The organism is Mycobacterium sp. SMC-19, assembly GCF_045310815.1.
GTDB lineage: Bacteria > Actinomycetota > Actinomycetes > Mycobacteriales > Mycobacteriaceae > Mycobacterium.
On sequence record NZ_JBJIAM010000008.1, the window covers coordinates 1 to 17,094 of the forward strand.

9 protein-coding genes and 1 riboswitch are annotated in these 17,094 nt (G+C 67.5%); of the genes, 6 read left to right on the forward strand and 3 right to left on the reverse strand.

Annotated features, from left to right (window positions below):
• On the forward strand, positions 1-2,460 hold a 2,460-nt coding region (locus ACJH5R_RS17455), incomplete at its 5' end, for an SDR family NAD(P)-dependent oxidoreductase (RefSeq protein ID WP_406782491.1).
• Between the two features lie 21 nt (positions 2,461-2,481).
• Positions 2,482-9,819 (forward strand): beta-ketoacyl synthase N-terminal-like domain-containing protein, encoded by a 7,338-nt coding sequence (locus ACJH5R_RS17460; RefSeq protein ID WP_406782492.1) that lies wholly within the window; start codon positions 2,482-2,484, stop codon positions 9,817-9,819.
• A 261-nt stretch (positions 9,820-10,080) separates the two neighbouring features.
• On the opposite strand, the gene ACJH5R_RS17465 is transcribed toward ACJH5R_RS17460, so the two are convergent.
• A complete protein-coding gene (locus ACJH5R_RS17465; protein WP_406756904.1) occupies positions 10,081-10,836 on the reverse strand; it encodes a DUF1906 domain-containing protein in 756 nt (251 codons plus the stop codon).
• Between the two features lie 318 nt (positions 10,837-11,154).
• Here ACJH5R_RS17465 and ACJH5R_RS17470 point away from each other — a divergent pair, with 318 nt between their 5' ends.
• Entirely contained in the window at positions 11,155-11,898 is a 744-nt protein-coding gene (locus tag ACJH5R_RS17470) for a carotenoid biosynthesis protein (protein WP_406756592.1), read from the forward strand.
• Here the strand turns inward: ACJH5R_RS17470 and ACJH5R_RS17475 are convergent.
• Positions 11,895-13,106, reverse strand: a complete 1,212-nt coding sequence (locus ACJH5R_RS17475; protein WP_406782493.1) for a PPE family protein — start codon at positions 13,104-13,106, stop codon at positions 11,895-11,897. The two genes, ACJH5R_RS17470 and ACJH5R_RS17475, sit on opposite strands and share 4 nt — an antisense overlap.
• Before the next feature lie 17 nt (positions 13,107-13,123).
• The gene (locus tag ACJH5R_RS17480) at positions 13,124-13,420 is read right to left on the reverse strand and encodes a PE family protein (protein WP_406756594.1); all 297 of its coding nucleotides are present in this window, start codon (positions 13,418-13,420) and stop codon (positions 13,124-13,126) included.
• Positions 13,421-13,709: 289 nt separating this feature from the next.
• Positions 13,710-13,882: riboswitch (M-box (ykoK) riboswitch) on the reverse strand.
• Between the two features lie 468 nt (positions 13,883-14,350).
• Here ACJH5R_RS17480 and ACJH5R_RS17485 point away from each other — a divergent pair.
• Genes ACJH5R_RS17485 through ACJH5R_RS17495 form a run of 3 tightly spaced genes read left to right on the forward strand, consistent with a single transcriptional unit; the run spans position 14,351 to position 17,091 of the window.
• Entirely contained in the window at positions 14,351-15,325 is a 975-nt protein-coding gene (locus tag ACJH5R_RS17485) for an acyl-CoA thioesterase (protein ID WP_406756595.1), read from the forward strand.
• Complete coding sequence (locus tag ACJH5R_RS17490; protein ID WP_406756596.1) at positions 15,325-16,146, forward strand: SDR family NAD(P)-dependent oxidoreductase; 822 nt, start codon at positions 15,325-15,327, stop codon at positions 16,144-16,146. The genes ACJH5R_RS17485 and ACJH5R_RS17490 overlap by 1 nt, the downstream gene beginning before the upstream one ends.
• A gap of 24 nt (positions 16,147-16,170) precedes the next feature.
• Positions 16,171-17,091 carry an LLM class F420-dependent oxidoreductase gene (locus tag ACJH5R_RS17495; protein WP_406756597.1) on the forward strand — a complete coding sequence of 307 codons (921 nt, stop codon included), beginning with the start codon at positions 16,171-16,173 and terminating at the stop codon, positions 17,089-17,091.
• The last annotated feature ends 3 nt before the right edge of the window (positions 17,092-17,094 follow it).

The window sequence follows — 17,094 nt, forward strand, 5'->3', positions numbered from 1 at the left end:
GTGCAGGATCGGGTTCCATCGTTGCCTGAGGTGGAGACGGCGACGATGGCGGCGTTGGTGACGTTGCAGGAGATCGTCGACTACCTGCAATCGCTCATGGGATCACCACCACCGGATCTGGTGGCGACCAACGGATTATCGGCAGGTGATCGCGCCCCTTTTGAGTTGACCGGAGCGGAGGTGGCGCGCTACGAGGTACGCGCCACCGCCGCTCCGGTGAGCGGGATGGGCATGCCTGGCCTGTATGCCGCAAGGACCGTCGAGATCGTGACGGCCGAGGCGGCCCAGGCCGGACTGACCGAGACGGCCGAGGCCTTGGCCGCAAGGCTGCGGGCCCACGGTATTCGCGCGACGATCGCGGCCCGGCCCAGTGCGGACGCCGAAGCGGTCATCCATCTGGGCGGCCTGCGGCCGATCGCCACTCGTGACGAGGCGCTTGCCGTCAACCGGGTGCTGTTCGCCGACGCACAGTGCGTCGCAGCGCAGTTCGCAGAGCGTGGCGGTGTCTTCGTCACGGTCCAAGACACCGGCGGCACGTTCGGGCTGCTCACCGATCCCGGCCTGCGGGCCTGGTCGGGCGGGATCGGCGCACTGACCAAGACGGCCGCGCAGGAGTGGACCAGCGCGCAGGTGAAGGCAATCGATATCGCCGTCGGGCACCGGTCCCCGGATGTCGTCGCCGAGCAGATCGCCGACGAAGTCCTGTCCGGCGGGATGGAACTCGAAGTGGGCCTGGGCAGTTCGCACGGGCGAACCATCGTCGTCGCGGACGCGCAGCAGGTGAGCACTCGCACTCACCGCATCGGTGCGCACGACGTGATCGTCGTTTCGGGCGGTGCCCGCGGTGTCACCGCCGGTTCAGTGATCGCCCTGGCGCAGCAGACCCAGGCGGCTTTCGTGTTGATCGGGCGCACCGAGCTCAGCGACGAGCCGCCGGAAGCGCACGGGCTGACCACCGACGCGGAGCTCAAGCGGGCGCTGCTGGCCAGCGCTGGGGCGCAAGGGCTCAAGGTCACACCGAAGCAGTTGGAGCAACAGGCGCAGCGCATCCTGGCCGATCGCGAGGTGCGGGCCACCCTGGCCGCGCTGACCGCGGCCGGCTCCCGCGTTCGCTACGCCGCCGCCGATGTCCGTGACACCGCGCAGCTGGGTGCGTTGCTGGACCGGGTGCGAAGCGAGTTCGGTCCGATCACCGGGCTGGTGCACGGTGCCGGCGTGCTGGCCGATGCGCCGTTGCACAAGAAGACCCTTGACGGGTTTGACCGGGTTTTCGAGACCAAGGTCGGCGGCGCGTCCGCGCTGCTGGATGCGACGGCCAACGATGAGCTCAAGGTGATCTGCCTGTTCTCGTCGGTGGCCGCGCGCAGCGGAAACGTCGGGCAAAGCGACTACGCCATGGCCAATGAGATCCTCAACAAGGTGGCCCTGGCGGAGCAGGCTCGTCGCGGGCCGTCCTGTGTGGTGCGGGCGTTGGGTTGGGGCCCTTGGGATTCCGGGATGGTTACCCCCGGGCTCAAAGCGATGTTCGAGTCCCGAGGCATCTCGCTGATCCCGCTCGCCGACGGCGCGCGTGCGTTCGTCGCCGAGGTTCTGGACGGCGAAACCGGCAGTTCCGAGGTGACCCTCGGCGACGGCGTGCTGGCCGGGCTGCCCACACATCCGATACCGCCGGAGGGTCGGGTCGCGCGGGTGCTCGCCCACGTGGCGCAGCAGCCCTATCTGCTTGACCACCGGGTTCAGGGCAACGTCGTGTTGCCGGTCGTGCAGGCGCTCGAATGGTTCATCCGGATGGCCGAGGCGTGCCGGCCCGGGCACTACGTGGACCGTGTGCTCGACCTCAAGGTGCTGCGTGGCGTGACGCTCTACGAGTTCGAGAAGCACGGCAACCCCCTGTTGGTGCGGTGCGTGCCCGTCGACGATCGTCCCGAGCTGCTGACGTTGACGCTCTCCGACATCGAAGACTCGACCGCGTACTACTCGGCCAAACTCGAGATGCGTTCGGGCGCAGCCGTGGTCCCGAGCGCCCCGATGTCGGCACCGGGCAATCGCCGGATCGACCGCGAAGGCTGCTACACCGGCGGAGCACTGTTTCACGGAGCGGCATTCCAGGTGCTCGACGCCGTGGACTGCGCCGAGACGACCGCGACGGCCAACCTGTCCGGATTGACGACGGTGGGCTGGCCGGGGGAGGGCTGGGCGACTGACCCGGCCGCCGTCGACGGATGCCTGCAGGCGGCACTGGTCTGGAGCTACGAGCTGCTCGGCCGCAATGTCCTTCCGCTGCGGGTGGGCGAGATCATCCGGTATCGGTCCGGCGCGCTGGGTGCGGGACTGCGCTGCGTGCTCACCGGCGGGGACGCCAAGACCAGCCGCGCCGTCTGCGACATCGATCTGGTCGACGCCGACAACCAGCTGGTGATCAGTCTCAAGCGACTTGAGTTGTATCCCTACGGCGGCTGAATCGACGGCGGCTGATTCGAAGTGAAGTTTGATCCCATCGCGATCGTCGGGCAGGGCTGTGTCCTGCCCGGGGGACTGAATGCGGGTGAGCTCTGGACGACGGTGCGCGACGGCCGTGACGCGCTGGGTTCGCCCGGCCCGGATTATTGGGGCGTATCGCCGGCTCGCGTCCTGTGCGCGCCGACGGACGCACCCGAACTCGACCACACCTGGTCGGACCGCGGCGGCTATGTCCGCGGCTTCGACGACGCCTTCGATCCCCGCGGACTGCTCCTCGAGGCCGACGATCTCGCCGGCCTCGACCCGCTCTACCGGTGGGGCATCGAGGCGGCCCGACAAGCGCTGGACAGTGCCGGTTGGCGAGCGGGTGAGGTCCCCGGCTCTGCGGGCATAGTCCTGGGCAACCTGAGCTACCCCACCAAAAAGATGACCGACCTCGCCGAAAACGTCTGGCGGGGACAACAGCCCGGCGTCGACGCCGGGCTGGACTGGCGCAATCGCTTCATGTCCGGGCTGCCGGCGCATCTGATCGCACAGGCACTGGGCTTGACGGGGGGAGCCGCGGCTCTCGACGCCGCCTGCGCTTCGTCGCTGTATGCCATCAAGTTGGCGTGCGACCGGCTGCACGATGGCACCGCGGACGTCATGTTCGCCGGCGGCATCAACGGTGCCAGCGATCTGCTGCTGCATGTCGGCTTCACCGCGTTGCAGGCGCTGAGCCGAACGGGGCGGTCGCGGCCGTTCAACAACGGCGCCGACGGGCTGGTCCCCGCCGAGGGCGCGGCCATCCTGGTGCTGCGACGGCTTGACGACGCGATCGCCGAGGGCGACACCATCCTGGGCGTTATCCGGGGCGTCGGCTTGAGCAACGACGGCCGGGGACATGGATTTCTGGTGCCCTCGCAGGACGGCCAGGAGCGCGCGATGCGACTGGCCTACGAGATGGCCGGCCTACAGCCGCGAGACATCTCGCTCGTCGAATGCCATGCCACCGGGACATCGCGCGGCGACCTGACCGAGATGATGAGCATGGCGCGCATCTTCGCCGGCCTCACCGACGTGCCCATCGGATCGCTGAAATCCAATCTGGGACACTCGATCACGGCATCGGGTGCGGCGGGAGCCATCAAAGTGCTCGCGGCGATGCGTGCCGGCATCCGCCCGCCGACCCTGCATGCCGACGATCCGCTGCCCTTCATCGCCGACTCGCCGTTCCGGCTGCTCACCGATGCCGAGCCGTGGGACAGCGACGGCCCGCGCCGCGCCGCGGTCAACAACTTCGGCTTCGGCGGCAACAACGCCCACCTGCTGCTCGAAGAATGGGTCGAAGGGCGCGGTCCTACGCCGGCCGCACCGATCACCGCCCCCCTGCCCGAGCAGGAGATCGCGATCGTCGGGCTGAGCCTTCTGGTCGGCGATGGACACGGAACCGCCTCTGTCGCAGAGCACTTGAAGACATGTCAGCCGATACCCACCGGCACGGCCGATGGAGGCCGCGGCGCACGCATGGATGAGGTCTGTCTGGACCTGACCCAAACCCGCTTCCCGCCGGCCGACCTCAAACAGACCCAGCCCCAACAACTGGCACTGCTCGGCGCGGCCCTGGGCATCGGCGAGCTGATCAAGTCCTTGCCGCCGGACACCACCAGCGTCATCGTCGGAATGGGCTGCGACGCCGAAGTCACCCGATTCGGGGTGCGCTGGCGGTTGGCGGACGAATGCGACGACCCCGATCAGCTCGCCGCGGCCCGCGACGGCGTCGTCGCGGGATGGACCGCCGCGGGGGTCGTGGGCGCCATGCCCAACATTGTGGCGAACCGTCTGAACAGCCAATTCGATTTGCGTGGACCGAGTTTCACGGTGTCGCGGGAACAGCTCTCGGGCACCACGGCACTCGAGTTGGCTGCGCGGGCGTTGCGACGCGGCGAGGTCGACGCGGCCGTGGTGGGGGCGGTGGACCTCAGCTGCGAACCGGTGCACCAGGCAGCGGCGCGTGCCTTACTGCACGCCGACGAGCAGATACCCGGCGACGCAGCCGTTGTGCTCGTCCTCAAGCGCGCCGCCGATGCGCGCCGCGACGGTGACACCGTGTATGCGACCCTGCTCCCCAATCAGCAGGTGGACGCCGAATGTCTGCACCTGGGCACCGTTCCCGGTGCGGTGAACCTGTCGGCCCTGTTGGGGCACGCGCACGCCGCCTCCGGGCTGCTGCATGTGGCCGCCGGTGTGCTCTACGGAGCCCTCGGTGTGTGGCCCGACGGCGAGCCCTGGACCTCCGAGCAACGGCGCGTCGCCGTCGAACTCACCGGAATGGCCGACCAGCGACACCACCTCACGCTGGTGTCGTCGGCAACCGGGCCCGAGGCCGCGACCTTGCTGGCGCCGGCGGAGGCCAACGCCGGCGCGAAACCCATCCGGCTCAACTTCCCCGCGCACCTGCCCACGGTCCAACTGCCACCACGCGTCACGGCCCCAGGAACGAACCCCCCTCATCAACTGGAGCGATTCATGCCAACCCAACTCCCGATGCCTCCGGCCCTGGCAACCGTCGCGGAGTCGCTGGCCCGGCTGCCGTTGGCTGTCGCCGCCGCAACGCCGTCGCGCCCGGAGCCGCAGCCGACCGCGGCCGCGGCTGAAGGCGCGGCACCGGCCGCCGGCACCATGTCCGCAGGCGCAAGCCGGGCCATCCAGCCCGTCCGGCCCGCCGACAAGGTGGTGCCGGTGCCGACGGTCAAGCGCGAGCCGGTGGGGCTCAAGCTCGACAAAGACGGTCTGCGCGTGCACTCCTCGGGGCACATCTCCGAGATCTTCGGCCCGGCGTTCGCCGAGCAGGACCAGTACCCGCGACAGGTCCGGATGCCCGAACCGCCACTGCTGCTGGCGGATCGACTGCTGGGCATCGACGCCGAGCCGGCCCGCCACGGCACCGGAACGCTGTGGACCGAAACCGATGTCACCGCCGACTCATGGTGGCTCCAGCAGGGCCGGATGCCCGCCGGAATCATGATCGAAAGCGGGCAGGCCGACCTGATGCTCATCTCCTGGATGGGCGCGGATCTGCTCAACAAGAGCGAGCGGGTCTACCGGCTGCTTGGCTGCGAGGTCACCTACCTGGGCGGCCTGCCCGAGATCGGCGACACCCTGCGCTTCGACATCCATGTGGACGGCCACGCCCGCCAGGGCGATGTGCGGCTGTTCTTCTTCCACTACGACTGCACGATCGACGGTGTCGAGCGGATGTCGATGCGCAACGGCCAGGCCGGCTTCTTCACCGACGAGGAGCTGGCGGCATCCGGCGGGGTCCTGTGGCGCCCCGAGGAACAGACCGTCAGCGGACCGATGGAAGTCACTGCCGCCCAGACGACGCGCACCTCACTGCAGCGCGCCGACCTGGAAGCGATGGCGTCCGGCGACATCTGGCGCACATTCGGCGAAGGCTTCGAGCGGGCGGGCAGCCACACCCGCACCCCGAGCATTCATGCCGACGACATGCTCTTCGTCGACGAGGTGACCGACCTCGACTTCACCGGTGGCCCGTGGGGCCGCGGCTACCTGCGGGCCGTCGCGCCCGTCACGCCGGAGAACTGCTTCTTCGCCGGCCATTTCAAGAACGACCCGTGCATGCCCGGCACGCTGATGTACGAGGCGACCATGCAGACCATGGCGATCTACATGACCGCGCTGGGCATGACGCTCGACTGTGACGGGTGGCGCTTCGAACCGGTGCCCTTCGAGACCTACAAGCTGCGCTGCCGGGGCCAGGTCACCCCGCAGTCGCGTGAGGTGGTCTACGAAGTGTTCGTCCGCGAGGTCATCGCCGGACCCGAGCCAACCCTGTTCGCCGACCTGCTCTGCACCGTCGACGGATTGCCGGCCTTCCACTGCGAGCGGATGGGCCTGAAGCTGTCACCGGGCTGGCCGATGGACCTTGGCGCCAAAGAGCTCGAAGGCTACGTCGAGCCCAAGCCGGTCGCCGAAGCAAACGGATTCCGCTACGACTACCAGGCGATGCTCGCCAGTGCGATCGCCAAGCCCTCCATGGCGTTCGGGCCGCTGTTCGAGAAGTTCGACTCGCCCCGCAAGGCGGCCCGGCTGCCCGGCCCGCCGTACCACTTCATGTCCCGGGTCACCGAGCTGGTCGGCGAGACGGGCGTGATGAAGGCCGGCGCCGAAGTCGTGGTGGAGTACGACGTCCCCGCCGACGCCTGGTATTTCGCCGAGAACGGCGCCGCGGGCGGGCACGAGACGATGCCCAACGCGGTGCTGATGGAGGTCGCGCTGCAGCCCTGCGGCTGGCTTGCCAGCTACGTCGGCTGCCCGCTGGACGGTGAGGCGGACCTGTTCTTCCGCAACCTGGACGGAACGGGAACCCAACACTGTGAAGTGACCCCGGCGACCGGAACGCTGCGCATCAAGGTGAAGCTGAAGAGTCTCGCCAAGGCCGCGGGAACCATCATCGTCAGCTTTGACGGGGAGATCACCGCCGACGACGGACCGGTCTACACCTTCGACACCGTGTTCGGCTACTTCAAACGCGAGGCGCTGCAGAACCAGGTGGGTCTCCCGGTCAGCGACGAACAACGTGCCGCACTGGAGCAACCCTGCGAGACTCCGCTGGTCGACCTGACCACTCAGCCCGCCGAGTTCTTCGGTGCGGGAGCGCGGTTGGCGGACCCGATGCTGCTGATGGTCGACCGGGTCACCGGCCGCTGGCCCACCGGCGGAACCGCCGGACTGGGCCAGTGGCGCGGGGTCAAAGACGTCAACCCCGGTGAGTGGTACTTCAAGGCGCACTTCTTCCAGGACCCGGTTCAGCCGGGATCCCTGGGCATCGAAATGCTGTTGCAAGTCTTGCAATTCGGGATGCTCGACCTCGGGCTCGGCAAGGAGGCCGGCCCGTCGGCGCGCTTCGAGCCGGCGGCCCTGCACGACGCCATGACCTGGCGATACCGCGGCCAGATCATTCCCACCAACAAGCAGATCACGGCGCAGGTGGAGATCACCCGGATCGTTCGCGAGGACGCCGGCATCCTCGCGGTGGCCGAGGCGTCGCTGTGGGTGGACAACAAGCGCATCTACACCGCGAGCAACCTGGGCATGCGCATCGTCGCCGGTACCGGGGACCAGCGATCCCCGGCCGGTGCCGGCGCCATCACGACGCCCGCACCGGAACCCGTGTCCGCGGCAGTCACAGCTCCCGAGCCTGCCTCGCCGTCACCGGCGGACACCGCTGCCGCGGTGCAGAATTCGACCGCTGCGATCACCACGATGGAAATCGCGCTGGATCCGGTCAACGACTCCTGGATCGTCGATCACTGCCCGACATATGTCATCCCGTCGCTGCCGATGATGTCGGTCATGGACCTGTTCGCTCAGGCGGCAGCCCGGGCAACGGGCGGAGCCAAGGTCGTCGAGATCACCGATGTCCAGATGGTCCGGTGGGTGGTGGTCGACTCCCCGAAGCAGCTGCGGGTCGTGCTCGAGCAGACGCAGCAGCCGGGACATTTCCAGGGCCGGCTGGAGGTCTGGCGGGATGCACCGCGAGCGGAGTTGTCCCGCTGGGAAATTCACGCGCACGCCGTCGTCGTCACCGCTGCGCAGTACAGCGGTGAGCCTGAGCCGCCCGCCCCATTGGAAGGCGCGGTGCCCTATGCCGATCCCTATGACGGGACGGTGTTTCACGGTCCGGCCTTCGCGACCCTGACCGAGGGTGCCCGCATCGGCCGCAACGGCTCGACCGGAACGCTCGCGATCGACCGGTGCGCCGTTCCGGTCGGCGAACTGCAGCCCGGACTGCTGGATGGCGCGTTGCACGTGGTGCCGCACACCGCGATGAGCGTGTGGACCACCGACACCACTGATCCCGCGTCGTACGCCGATGCCCGCGATTCCGATGTCGGGTTCCCGCGCCGCATCCTCTCGGCACGGTTCTACGCCGCCACTCCGGTGGCGGGAACCGTGGATGTCGAAGCCCGATTCGTGGGATTCGATGACGACGAAGGCCGCATGCCGACGTTCGATCTGTGGCTCAGCGTCGGCGGAAAACCCTGGGCGCGTATCCGGATGGCCGAGTTCCTGCTGAGCAAGGGACCGCTGGCCGAGGTCGGCGGTCCAGAGCGGCGCGCGTTCATGGGTGACCGGCAGGCGGTCCCCGGATTGTCGCTGAGTGAGCGCCTCGGACGCGGCGTCCTCGAGCTCGACACTGCCCGGATGGCAACGCTGGACTGGTTCAAGGGGACCCTGCAGGCCGTGTACGGGTCGGACAGTCAAGGCGATTCGCTGATGGTCGACATCGTGACCAAGGAGGCGGTGGCAGACGCGGTCCACAATGCGGTTCATCCCGTACAGGTTCAGATCCTCGATGGGCAGGTGAGTTGCCCCGCGCTGCCCCTGGAGCGCATCACCGTCGACGTCGAGAAGCTGGGGCCGGGGTCGTGCCGCGCGAGCGCGTCATCGGCCACCGACTGGGAGCCGGTCCGAGCCTGGTGGACCGAGAGCGCGGGCATGCCGGACGGGTGGTTCGGCGAGCTGGCCCTGGGGGCGGTGCTCTCGCGCTACGTGCGGCACGTCGTGGTGACGGATCCGGCCGCGATGGCAGCGGTGCGGGGTCGGCCGGTGTTGCTGCTGGCCAATCACCAGGTGCAGGTCGAGTCGCTGCTGGGCACCACCATCGGATCGTGGCTGACCGGCACGAAGGTCGTCACCATCGGCCATGCCAAACACGAAACCGGCTGGGTCGGCAATCTCCTGCGGATGATCGACGCGGCGGCCGGCAAAGAGCTGGGGCATCTCCGCTACTTCGACCAGCAGCAGCCCCAGGAATTCTTCGGGCTGGTCGACGAGCTCAAGCGGGAGGCCGCGGCCCTCGGGGTGTCGGTCATGGTGCACGCCGACGGGACACGCAGCGTGAGCTCGGGCCAGCGGGTCGAGAGGTTGACGTCGACCTTGCTGGACATGGCGATCGAGATGTCGATGCCGATCGTGCCGGTGTACTTCGCGGGCGGCTTGCCCGAGGAGCCGTTGCCGCACAAGCTCGAAGTGCCCTACGGCCATGCCGCTCAGGACTACATATTCGGCAGGCCGATCCTGCCCGAGGAGCTGCGCGGTCGGCCCTATGCCGAGTTGCGGCGCTACGTCATGGACGCGATCAATGCGCTCGCACCGTTCAGCGATGCTCCGCACGCCCCGAACTACGACGTGGAGAGCCGGATCACGGCGGCCGCTCCCGGCGCCTCGCCGCTGGAGTCGGTGTGGTTCTGCATTGAGGACGCCCTGGACTCCCTGCCGGTCGATTGGCGAAACCTGATCGCCGACGAGGAATGGGAGACGGTCAAGGCGGCTGAACTCAGTCCGTCCTGATCCGACGGCTGGGCGTCGGCCTTGTTGACGACGGCGCAGGTGGGCGGCTAGCTTAGTGGCGATCGTGGCACGGCCGTCCAGCTACGCAGCTGGGCGTAGATCGGCCTCAACGAATCAAGACCAACCAAGTCTTTGCAGACAGGAGCCCACTTATGGCGTCAGCATCTCTGGGCGTCTACACGTGCCTCGCGTGTGTCGTGATGCTTACCCTGGCACTCTTCTTGTCCAGCAAATCCTGATCGGTCTCACGGTCTCACGGCCTCACGGATGTAGATTCCACTGGCCGCAGTCCTGGGCCAGGACGTCGCTGACGTCGACCTCGATCCCGCCGACGATCGGGCCCGGGTTCGAGGCGGTACTCACTATCCGCTGGTAAAGCACCGCCCCGGGGTCGATCTGACCACGCGACCAGGATCGGGTCTGCCAGGCCCACCGCTTACCGGGTGTACGTGAGACCCCGATGACCCCGTCCGCGGCCGCCCACTGGCACACGTTCACGCCCCCGTAGACGCCGGTGCGCTGCACTCCCAGTACCGAGTTGATTCCGCGAAACCATTGCAGCGCCACGGCGTTCCAAGTGTTGCGATCGATATCGTCGTCGACGCTGAAGAAGACCGGTGCGCTTTGACCCCCGCCGGCCGCGGTGTGCAGTTGCCAGGCGGTGCGCGCATCGGCGACCCCACCGGGGTATCCACGGGTGAAGTCCGATGGGGCCGTCCCGCCGGGTTTGCCGTACTGGAAGTTGCTGACGATCACCAGCCCCGCGGCGGTCAGCGACTCGGCGTAGGGCCGGGTGATCGGCTTGGCGCCGAAGTTGGAGCCGGGCCGCGACGTCGACACGTAGTTGATGACGCCGGCGTGGCCGGCGGCCCGGATGTCCTGCGCCGGAATCTGGCGCATGGCGTAATCGATGAGCGTGGGCGCCGCGGCCGAAGCCGTCGGGGCGCCGGCGGACGCTGCACCCAGTCCGGTGAGTGCCGCTGCGGATGCGTACCGCAGCGCTTCACGTCGGGAAATATGGTTCCGAGGGCGGGAAGTCCGCGGAGAGTCAGGCACGGCCCCGATGTTAACAATGTGACTGCTGTTAACGGTGTCGCCCGCGCCGAGAGCGCCCGGCCGTCTTTCCGCGAATATCGCGGTGTCGTCCGGAAAGCGGGTCATCGCCAGCTCCGGGAAAGCTACGATGCGTCGGTGTCGACGCCCGTGAGCAGCACATTGCTAGCGACTCCGCGTGTGTCTGGGCCCGGGGTGGTGATCACTGGCTGGTGCCTTGTCGCGATCTGGCTAGCCGCGACGGTAACGGCTGCTCTGAGTGTCGGATCATCGATATCTCCTGTGGCCGAGGCCATCTCGGGTGCCTCGTTGCTGGTGTTCGTGTTGCTCCATGCACTGACGCTCTACAAGCCCGCCGGGGCCGCCGCGTACTTCGCCATCGCGGTGGCCGTGGGCTTCGGTCTCGAGGCGTGCAGCATCGCGACCGGCTTCCCGTTCGGCTTCTACGTCCATTACTTAGAGGGTCCCCGCGCGCTCGGCGTGCCGTTCACCGTTGTGGCGGCCTGGGTGATTCTGGCCTGGCTGGCGTGGATTCTGGCCCGGGTGCTTGTGGGGGAGTGCCGGAGTCGCCGCCTGTACGTGATCGTGACGCCCATCGTCGCCACCCTCGTCGTCGCCGGTTATGACCTGGTGATCGATCCGATCGGGGCCTACGCGCGTCACCTGTTCTCCTATCGGTCACCCAGTGGGGTTCTGGGCGTGCCGTTGAGTAACTACACCGGTTGGTTGATCACGGGTTGGCTGCTGTTCCAGACGTTCGCCCTGATCGAACGACGGTGGCGACGGGAACCCACCTCCTCAACCCGGTCGGCGCTGTTGATGCCGGCCGTCGTCTGGTTCGGCATGGGCCTGCAGGTGAACCTCGGACTGCTGCGTGCCGGCGACGCCACGACGACCATTGCGGGCACGCCCGTCGCACTGGCTGACATCTACGAGACGTGCTCGGAGATGACCTGGTTCATGATGGGCTTGGTGGTGGTCCTCAGCGTGGTACGGCTGGCCGCCGCCGACAGCAGGGACAGCTAACCGACCACGACGGGACGCGGCATCACGGTCAGCTTGACGCCATAGCGCGGCATGCCGAGGCCGTAGCTGCCGTTGCGGCCGGCGCCACCCGGAGGAATCGGGGGAGGCATGGCGGTCATCGACCTGCTTTCCGGGGCGACGGTCCATCCGCTACCGGTCCCGGCGATGGGAGCACCCGTCGGGACGGCCGCCGCCCAACTGGGTGGTGCCGACAACGAACCGACCAGGGTGGCCCGGCCCACTCCGGCAGCCACCGGTGAGCTGCTGCCACCGGCAGCAGCGCGGGCGGCGGTCTCCAGCCCACCGGAGGCCGTCGATGCCAGCGTCATGCCTGAGCCGGGGCCCATTCCCCCGCGTGCCAGGGCAGCCGTGCCGCCATCCATGCCGCGTGCGAGGAACCCGAGTGTGGCCAGTCCGGAAAAGCCCTCGATGTTGCCGCCGGGGTCGAAAATGCCGGTTGCGGCGATGGTGTTCCACAACTGGGCATTGATGTTCAAACCCGACCCGTCGTCGTGGCCCCACGTTCCGTCGAATAGGCCATCGAAGAACTTCGTCCAGTGCCAGTCCGGATCCGTCGGACGCGTGCCCTCCGCCGGCGACGCCATGTTCCGCAACGCATTGGGCAGCTGGGCGTGGGCATCGGTGGGGTCTACACCACCGGCGGCCGGCCCGCCCTCGTCTTGATGGGTGGTTTCGGGAGCATCGGCGAAGGGGATCAATTGCGTGGCAGTGGCCGAAGCCGCGGCGTAGCCGTACATCGCCACGGCGTCTTGCGCCCACATCTGGCCGTAGCGAGCTTCGGCCGCCGCAATGGCGGCGGTGTTCTGCCCCAGAGCGTTGGTCTTGACCAATGACGCCAACAGCACGCGGTTGGTCTCGATCGCCGCCGGCGGCACCGTCATGGCGTGGGCACAGGCGTAGGCTTCGGCCGCCGCATAAGCCTGCGCCGCGGTCTGCTCGGCCTGCTCGGCGGTCACGCTCAGCCAAACAAAGTAGGGTTCCGCCGCCGCCGCCATCGCCGATGCGGATGGCCCCGACCACCCCTGACTGGCCAGGTTCGCCACCAACCATTCGAAAGATGTTGCAGCCGAGCGTAGTTCCGCGGCCAGCAGGTTCCAGGATGCCGCGGCGGCCAGCATAGGTCCTGATCCTGCCCCCGCATACATGCGCGCCGAATTGATCTCTGGTGGCACCGATCCGTAGTCCATTGTCCAAAACCCTTTCATTAGGCCGAGATAACGTTCGCAGCGTCGGTCGCTGCGTATGACTGCGCGCTGCGCTGCAGTGTCTTCACGAACATCTCGTGCACCACCGCGGCGCGCTTGCTGATCACTTGGTACATCTGTGCGTGCCGTGCGAACTGAGCTGCGGTCAGCGCAGAGACCTCGTCGGCGGCGGCGGGAATCACGCCGGTGGTCGGTCCTGCGGCAGCGGCGCTCTGCGCGGCCACCGTATCTCCGACGCCGCGCAGATCAGCCGCTGTCGCGATCAGTTCTTCGGGCAGTGCGGACACAAAAGACATAGGGGACTCTCCTTCGAGAGGGCATAACGAATTACGCTGCTACACCTGAGCATTCGCGCGCCAAAGCAGCGCAGGTCCACGATGCGGACAGCGCTGGTGCGGCGCGGGCGAACCGATTCAGAAGGTGAAAGCGGCGCCGGGGCAGGATTCGAACGAAATGGTCGTCGATCTCGGATAGGGACTATCGCTCGGACTCAATGTCGCTCTCACCTCCTCACGGCCAGGGCACACGGGGATGCCGTTGTGGCAGGCACATCGGGACAAACCGAACCAGCGCAGAGTCGGCCGGACGGCACCCCTCTCGACAGAGTTTTGGCACTGCACGGCGTATCCAGTCATAAGCCGAAAGCCACTTGGGCTCAACCCTTAATCCGGGAAGAGCTGTCCTGACCCTGGGCGTCTCTCGACGTTTGAGGTCAGTGGCCTGTATCCGTACAGACGCCTCACCTAGCGAGGTGCGTTCGCGGCCATGGTGGCACCAATGTTGGTCAGAGTCAACTCGAATGAGCAGCCAGGCTGCCCGAAATGCGTTGCCCCAAATCAATATTGTGCCGTGAAATCGGTTGGGCGCCCGTAGTATTCGCGATAACGAAAAGTTTGCCCATCAGAGGGAACCCGGCACTGGTAAGAAGTTTGTGGCGGCGGTGTTAGTGAACTGTAAGAAATACCAACGCTTCCCACTGCAATGCGCAGGTCGGGTGACTGATCAGCGGCGCAGGATGCCGATTCGATGAAGAAGGCCGGGAGAGGCCTCGGCAACCTTCGGAGTGTCGGCGGTCGACCTCTGCGCACGTGGTCGCTCGAGGGACGGCAGTGGCGTGCCCTTGACCGGGGTCGCCGAGTTTTACTTAAATGGGCTAGCAGTCACATCACCGGCTACCCGAGTCGGCAGTCCGCCGCGGACGGGCCACAGCGGGTGAGGAGGAACTTGTGCAGACGTCGGCGTCCGAGGTCTCCGCCCACCCCGATTACAGTGGTCCGCTGCTCGGCTCCGGCAGCCCACTGGAACGAGCCACGCTCGATGCGTTGGACACGCTGCAGCAGGTGTTGACCCTGCAGCCATTGGATGCCGACCGTTTCCTGGTGGGCAACGAGGCCGGCCGGTTCGGCCGGATCTTCGGCGGCCAACTCATCGCCCAGGCGATGGCAGCGGCTGCGGCGACGGTCCCCGAGCTCACGGCCCATTCGATCCATGCATCCTTTCTGCGTCCCGGTGACTCGGCGGTACCTCTGGAGATCGCCGTCGACCGCACTCGCGACGGGCGAACCATGTCGGCACGGCAGGTCACCGTGCAGCAGGGGGGCCGCACCCTCATGGTGGCGACGGTGTCCTTCGACACCAGCCCCGACAGCACAGACGCCGCCCCCGCGCCGCTGCCGGGAGCCGAACCTGAGGCGCTTCCGCTGCTGCAGCACTGGGTGCAGCACGCCCCGCCGTACCTGGCCGGGCGGGGAGCCACCTGGATCGAACGACCCCCGCCGCTGGAAGTCCGCACCGCTGAAGCGCCCATCTTCCTCGGCGGTGCACAGGCGCCGGGTCCGCGTGCACATTGGATGCGATTGCCGCGCAGGATCGACGGAGACTCGCAGCTGCACGCCGTTCTGCTTGCCTATGCCAGCGATTACCTCCTGGTGGACACCGCGTTTCGTGCCCACCCGCAGCCGGTCGACCATGCCACGCACACCGGCCTGACCCTTGATCACAGTGTGTGGCTGCACCGTCCAGTCCATTTCGATCGATGGCACCTCTATACCCAGCACACTGTGGCCACGGCCGGACACCGTGCCCTGGTGCACGGCACCATGGTGGACGTCACCGGTCGCCATGTGGCCAGTACCGCCCAAGAAGTCCTCGTCCGGCCGATCACCGAGCCGCAAGAACGACAGAAACCCGAGGGCCAGTAGTGGTCCTGCGCGCAGAAGCGTCGACACTCGAAGGACGCGTAGCCGTCATCACCGGGGGCGGATCGGGGATCGGCCGAGGTATCGCCGAGACTTTCGCGGAGTTCGGTGCCCGGGTAGTGATCTGGGAACGCGACACCCAAGCGGCCCGAGCGACCGCGAAGCTGGTCGGCGGTCACGCCTGCGCAATCGATGTCCGCGACCCCGATCAGGTCGATGCGGCACTGGCGGACACCCTTGCCACGGTTGGCCTGCCGACGGTGTTGATCAACAATGCCGGCGGAGTCTTCCCCTCCCCGCTTCTGGACGCCGCCCCGAAGGGGTGGGACAGCCTGATCCGCTCCAATCTGACCCATGTGCTGCTCTGCACACAACGCGTCGCGCGGGCAATGGTGCAGCACCGAACACCGGGAAGTGTCATCAACATCAGCACCATTGAAGGCACCCGTGCCGCGCCCGGATTCGCGGCATACGCGGCAGCCAAAGCCGGCGTCATCAACTTCACCAAGACGGCGGCCCTCGAGCTGGCGCCGCACGGCATCCGGGTCAACTGCCTGGCCCCAGACCTCACGCTGACCGAAGGACTCGAGCGGATGGGTTCGGCCGAATCGCTGGCCGACGCCAACCACATGATCCCAATGGGCCGGGCCGGCCATGTCGATGAAATGGCGGGCGCTGCAGTATTTCTGGCCAGCGGCCTGAGCTCCTACGTGACGGGTCAGACGCTGCATGTCGACGGCGGAACGCACGCCGCGGGTGGCTGGTACCACCATCCCGACAATGGCGACTACATACTCGGTCCATCGCGGCCGACGATCACTTAGCAACTCCACACGAAGGAGAGCCGTATGCGGTTCGCGTTCACCTACCCGATCATCACCCATCCCTGCGATCCCGAGCTGGTCTCGGCGCACGGGGTGACCGCCGTTGCGCAGGCGGCCGAAGCCGCCGGGTTTGACGCCATGGGTTTCACGGACCACCCGGCTCCGACCCAGCGCTGGCTCGATGCCGGCGGCCATGACAGCCTCGATCCCTTCGTGGCGATGGGGTTCGCCGCGGCGCACACCGAGAAGATCCGGTTCGTTCCGAATGTCGTCGTCCTGCCGTACCGCAATCCGTTCGTGGTGGCGAAAGCGGCAGCGACACTGGATCTTTTGTCGGGGGGAAGGTTCACTCTGGCCGTCGGCGTGGGCTACCTCAAGGGTGAGTTCGCCGCTTTGGGGGTGGACTTCGATGAGCGCGCCGCCCTGGTCGAAGAGAGCCTGGACGTCATCCGAGCCATCTGGACCGGCGACGACGTCTCGTTCGAGGGCCGGCATTTTCGCGCTCGCGGGATCACCGCGCATCCGCGACCGGTCAGCAGGCCCCATCCGCCGATCTGGATCGGCGGCAACACCGGCAGAGCTCGTCAGCGGGTTGCGACGCGGGGTGACGGCTGGGCGCCGTTCCCGGCGCCGCCCGGTCTGGCCAGTACCGCCCGCACCGCCGAGTTGAGTTCCGTGGAAGCGCTGGCAGCAGGTATCGACGATCTGAAACGGCGCTGCGACGAAGCCGGCCGTGACTGGTCGACCATCGACGTCTGCTTCTCGAACCTGGCCGGCGGTCGTCTCGGCTATGACGACTTCGATCCCGGCGCCTATCTGGACGGTCTGGGCCGGCTGGCAGAGGTCGGCGTGACCTGGGTGCAGGTCGCCGTTCCCGGCGACAGTCTCGGTCACGCGGTGCACGCCCTAGGCCAGTTCGGCGAATCGGTGATCGGCGCGTTCTAGGAA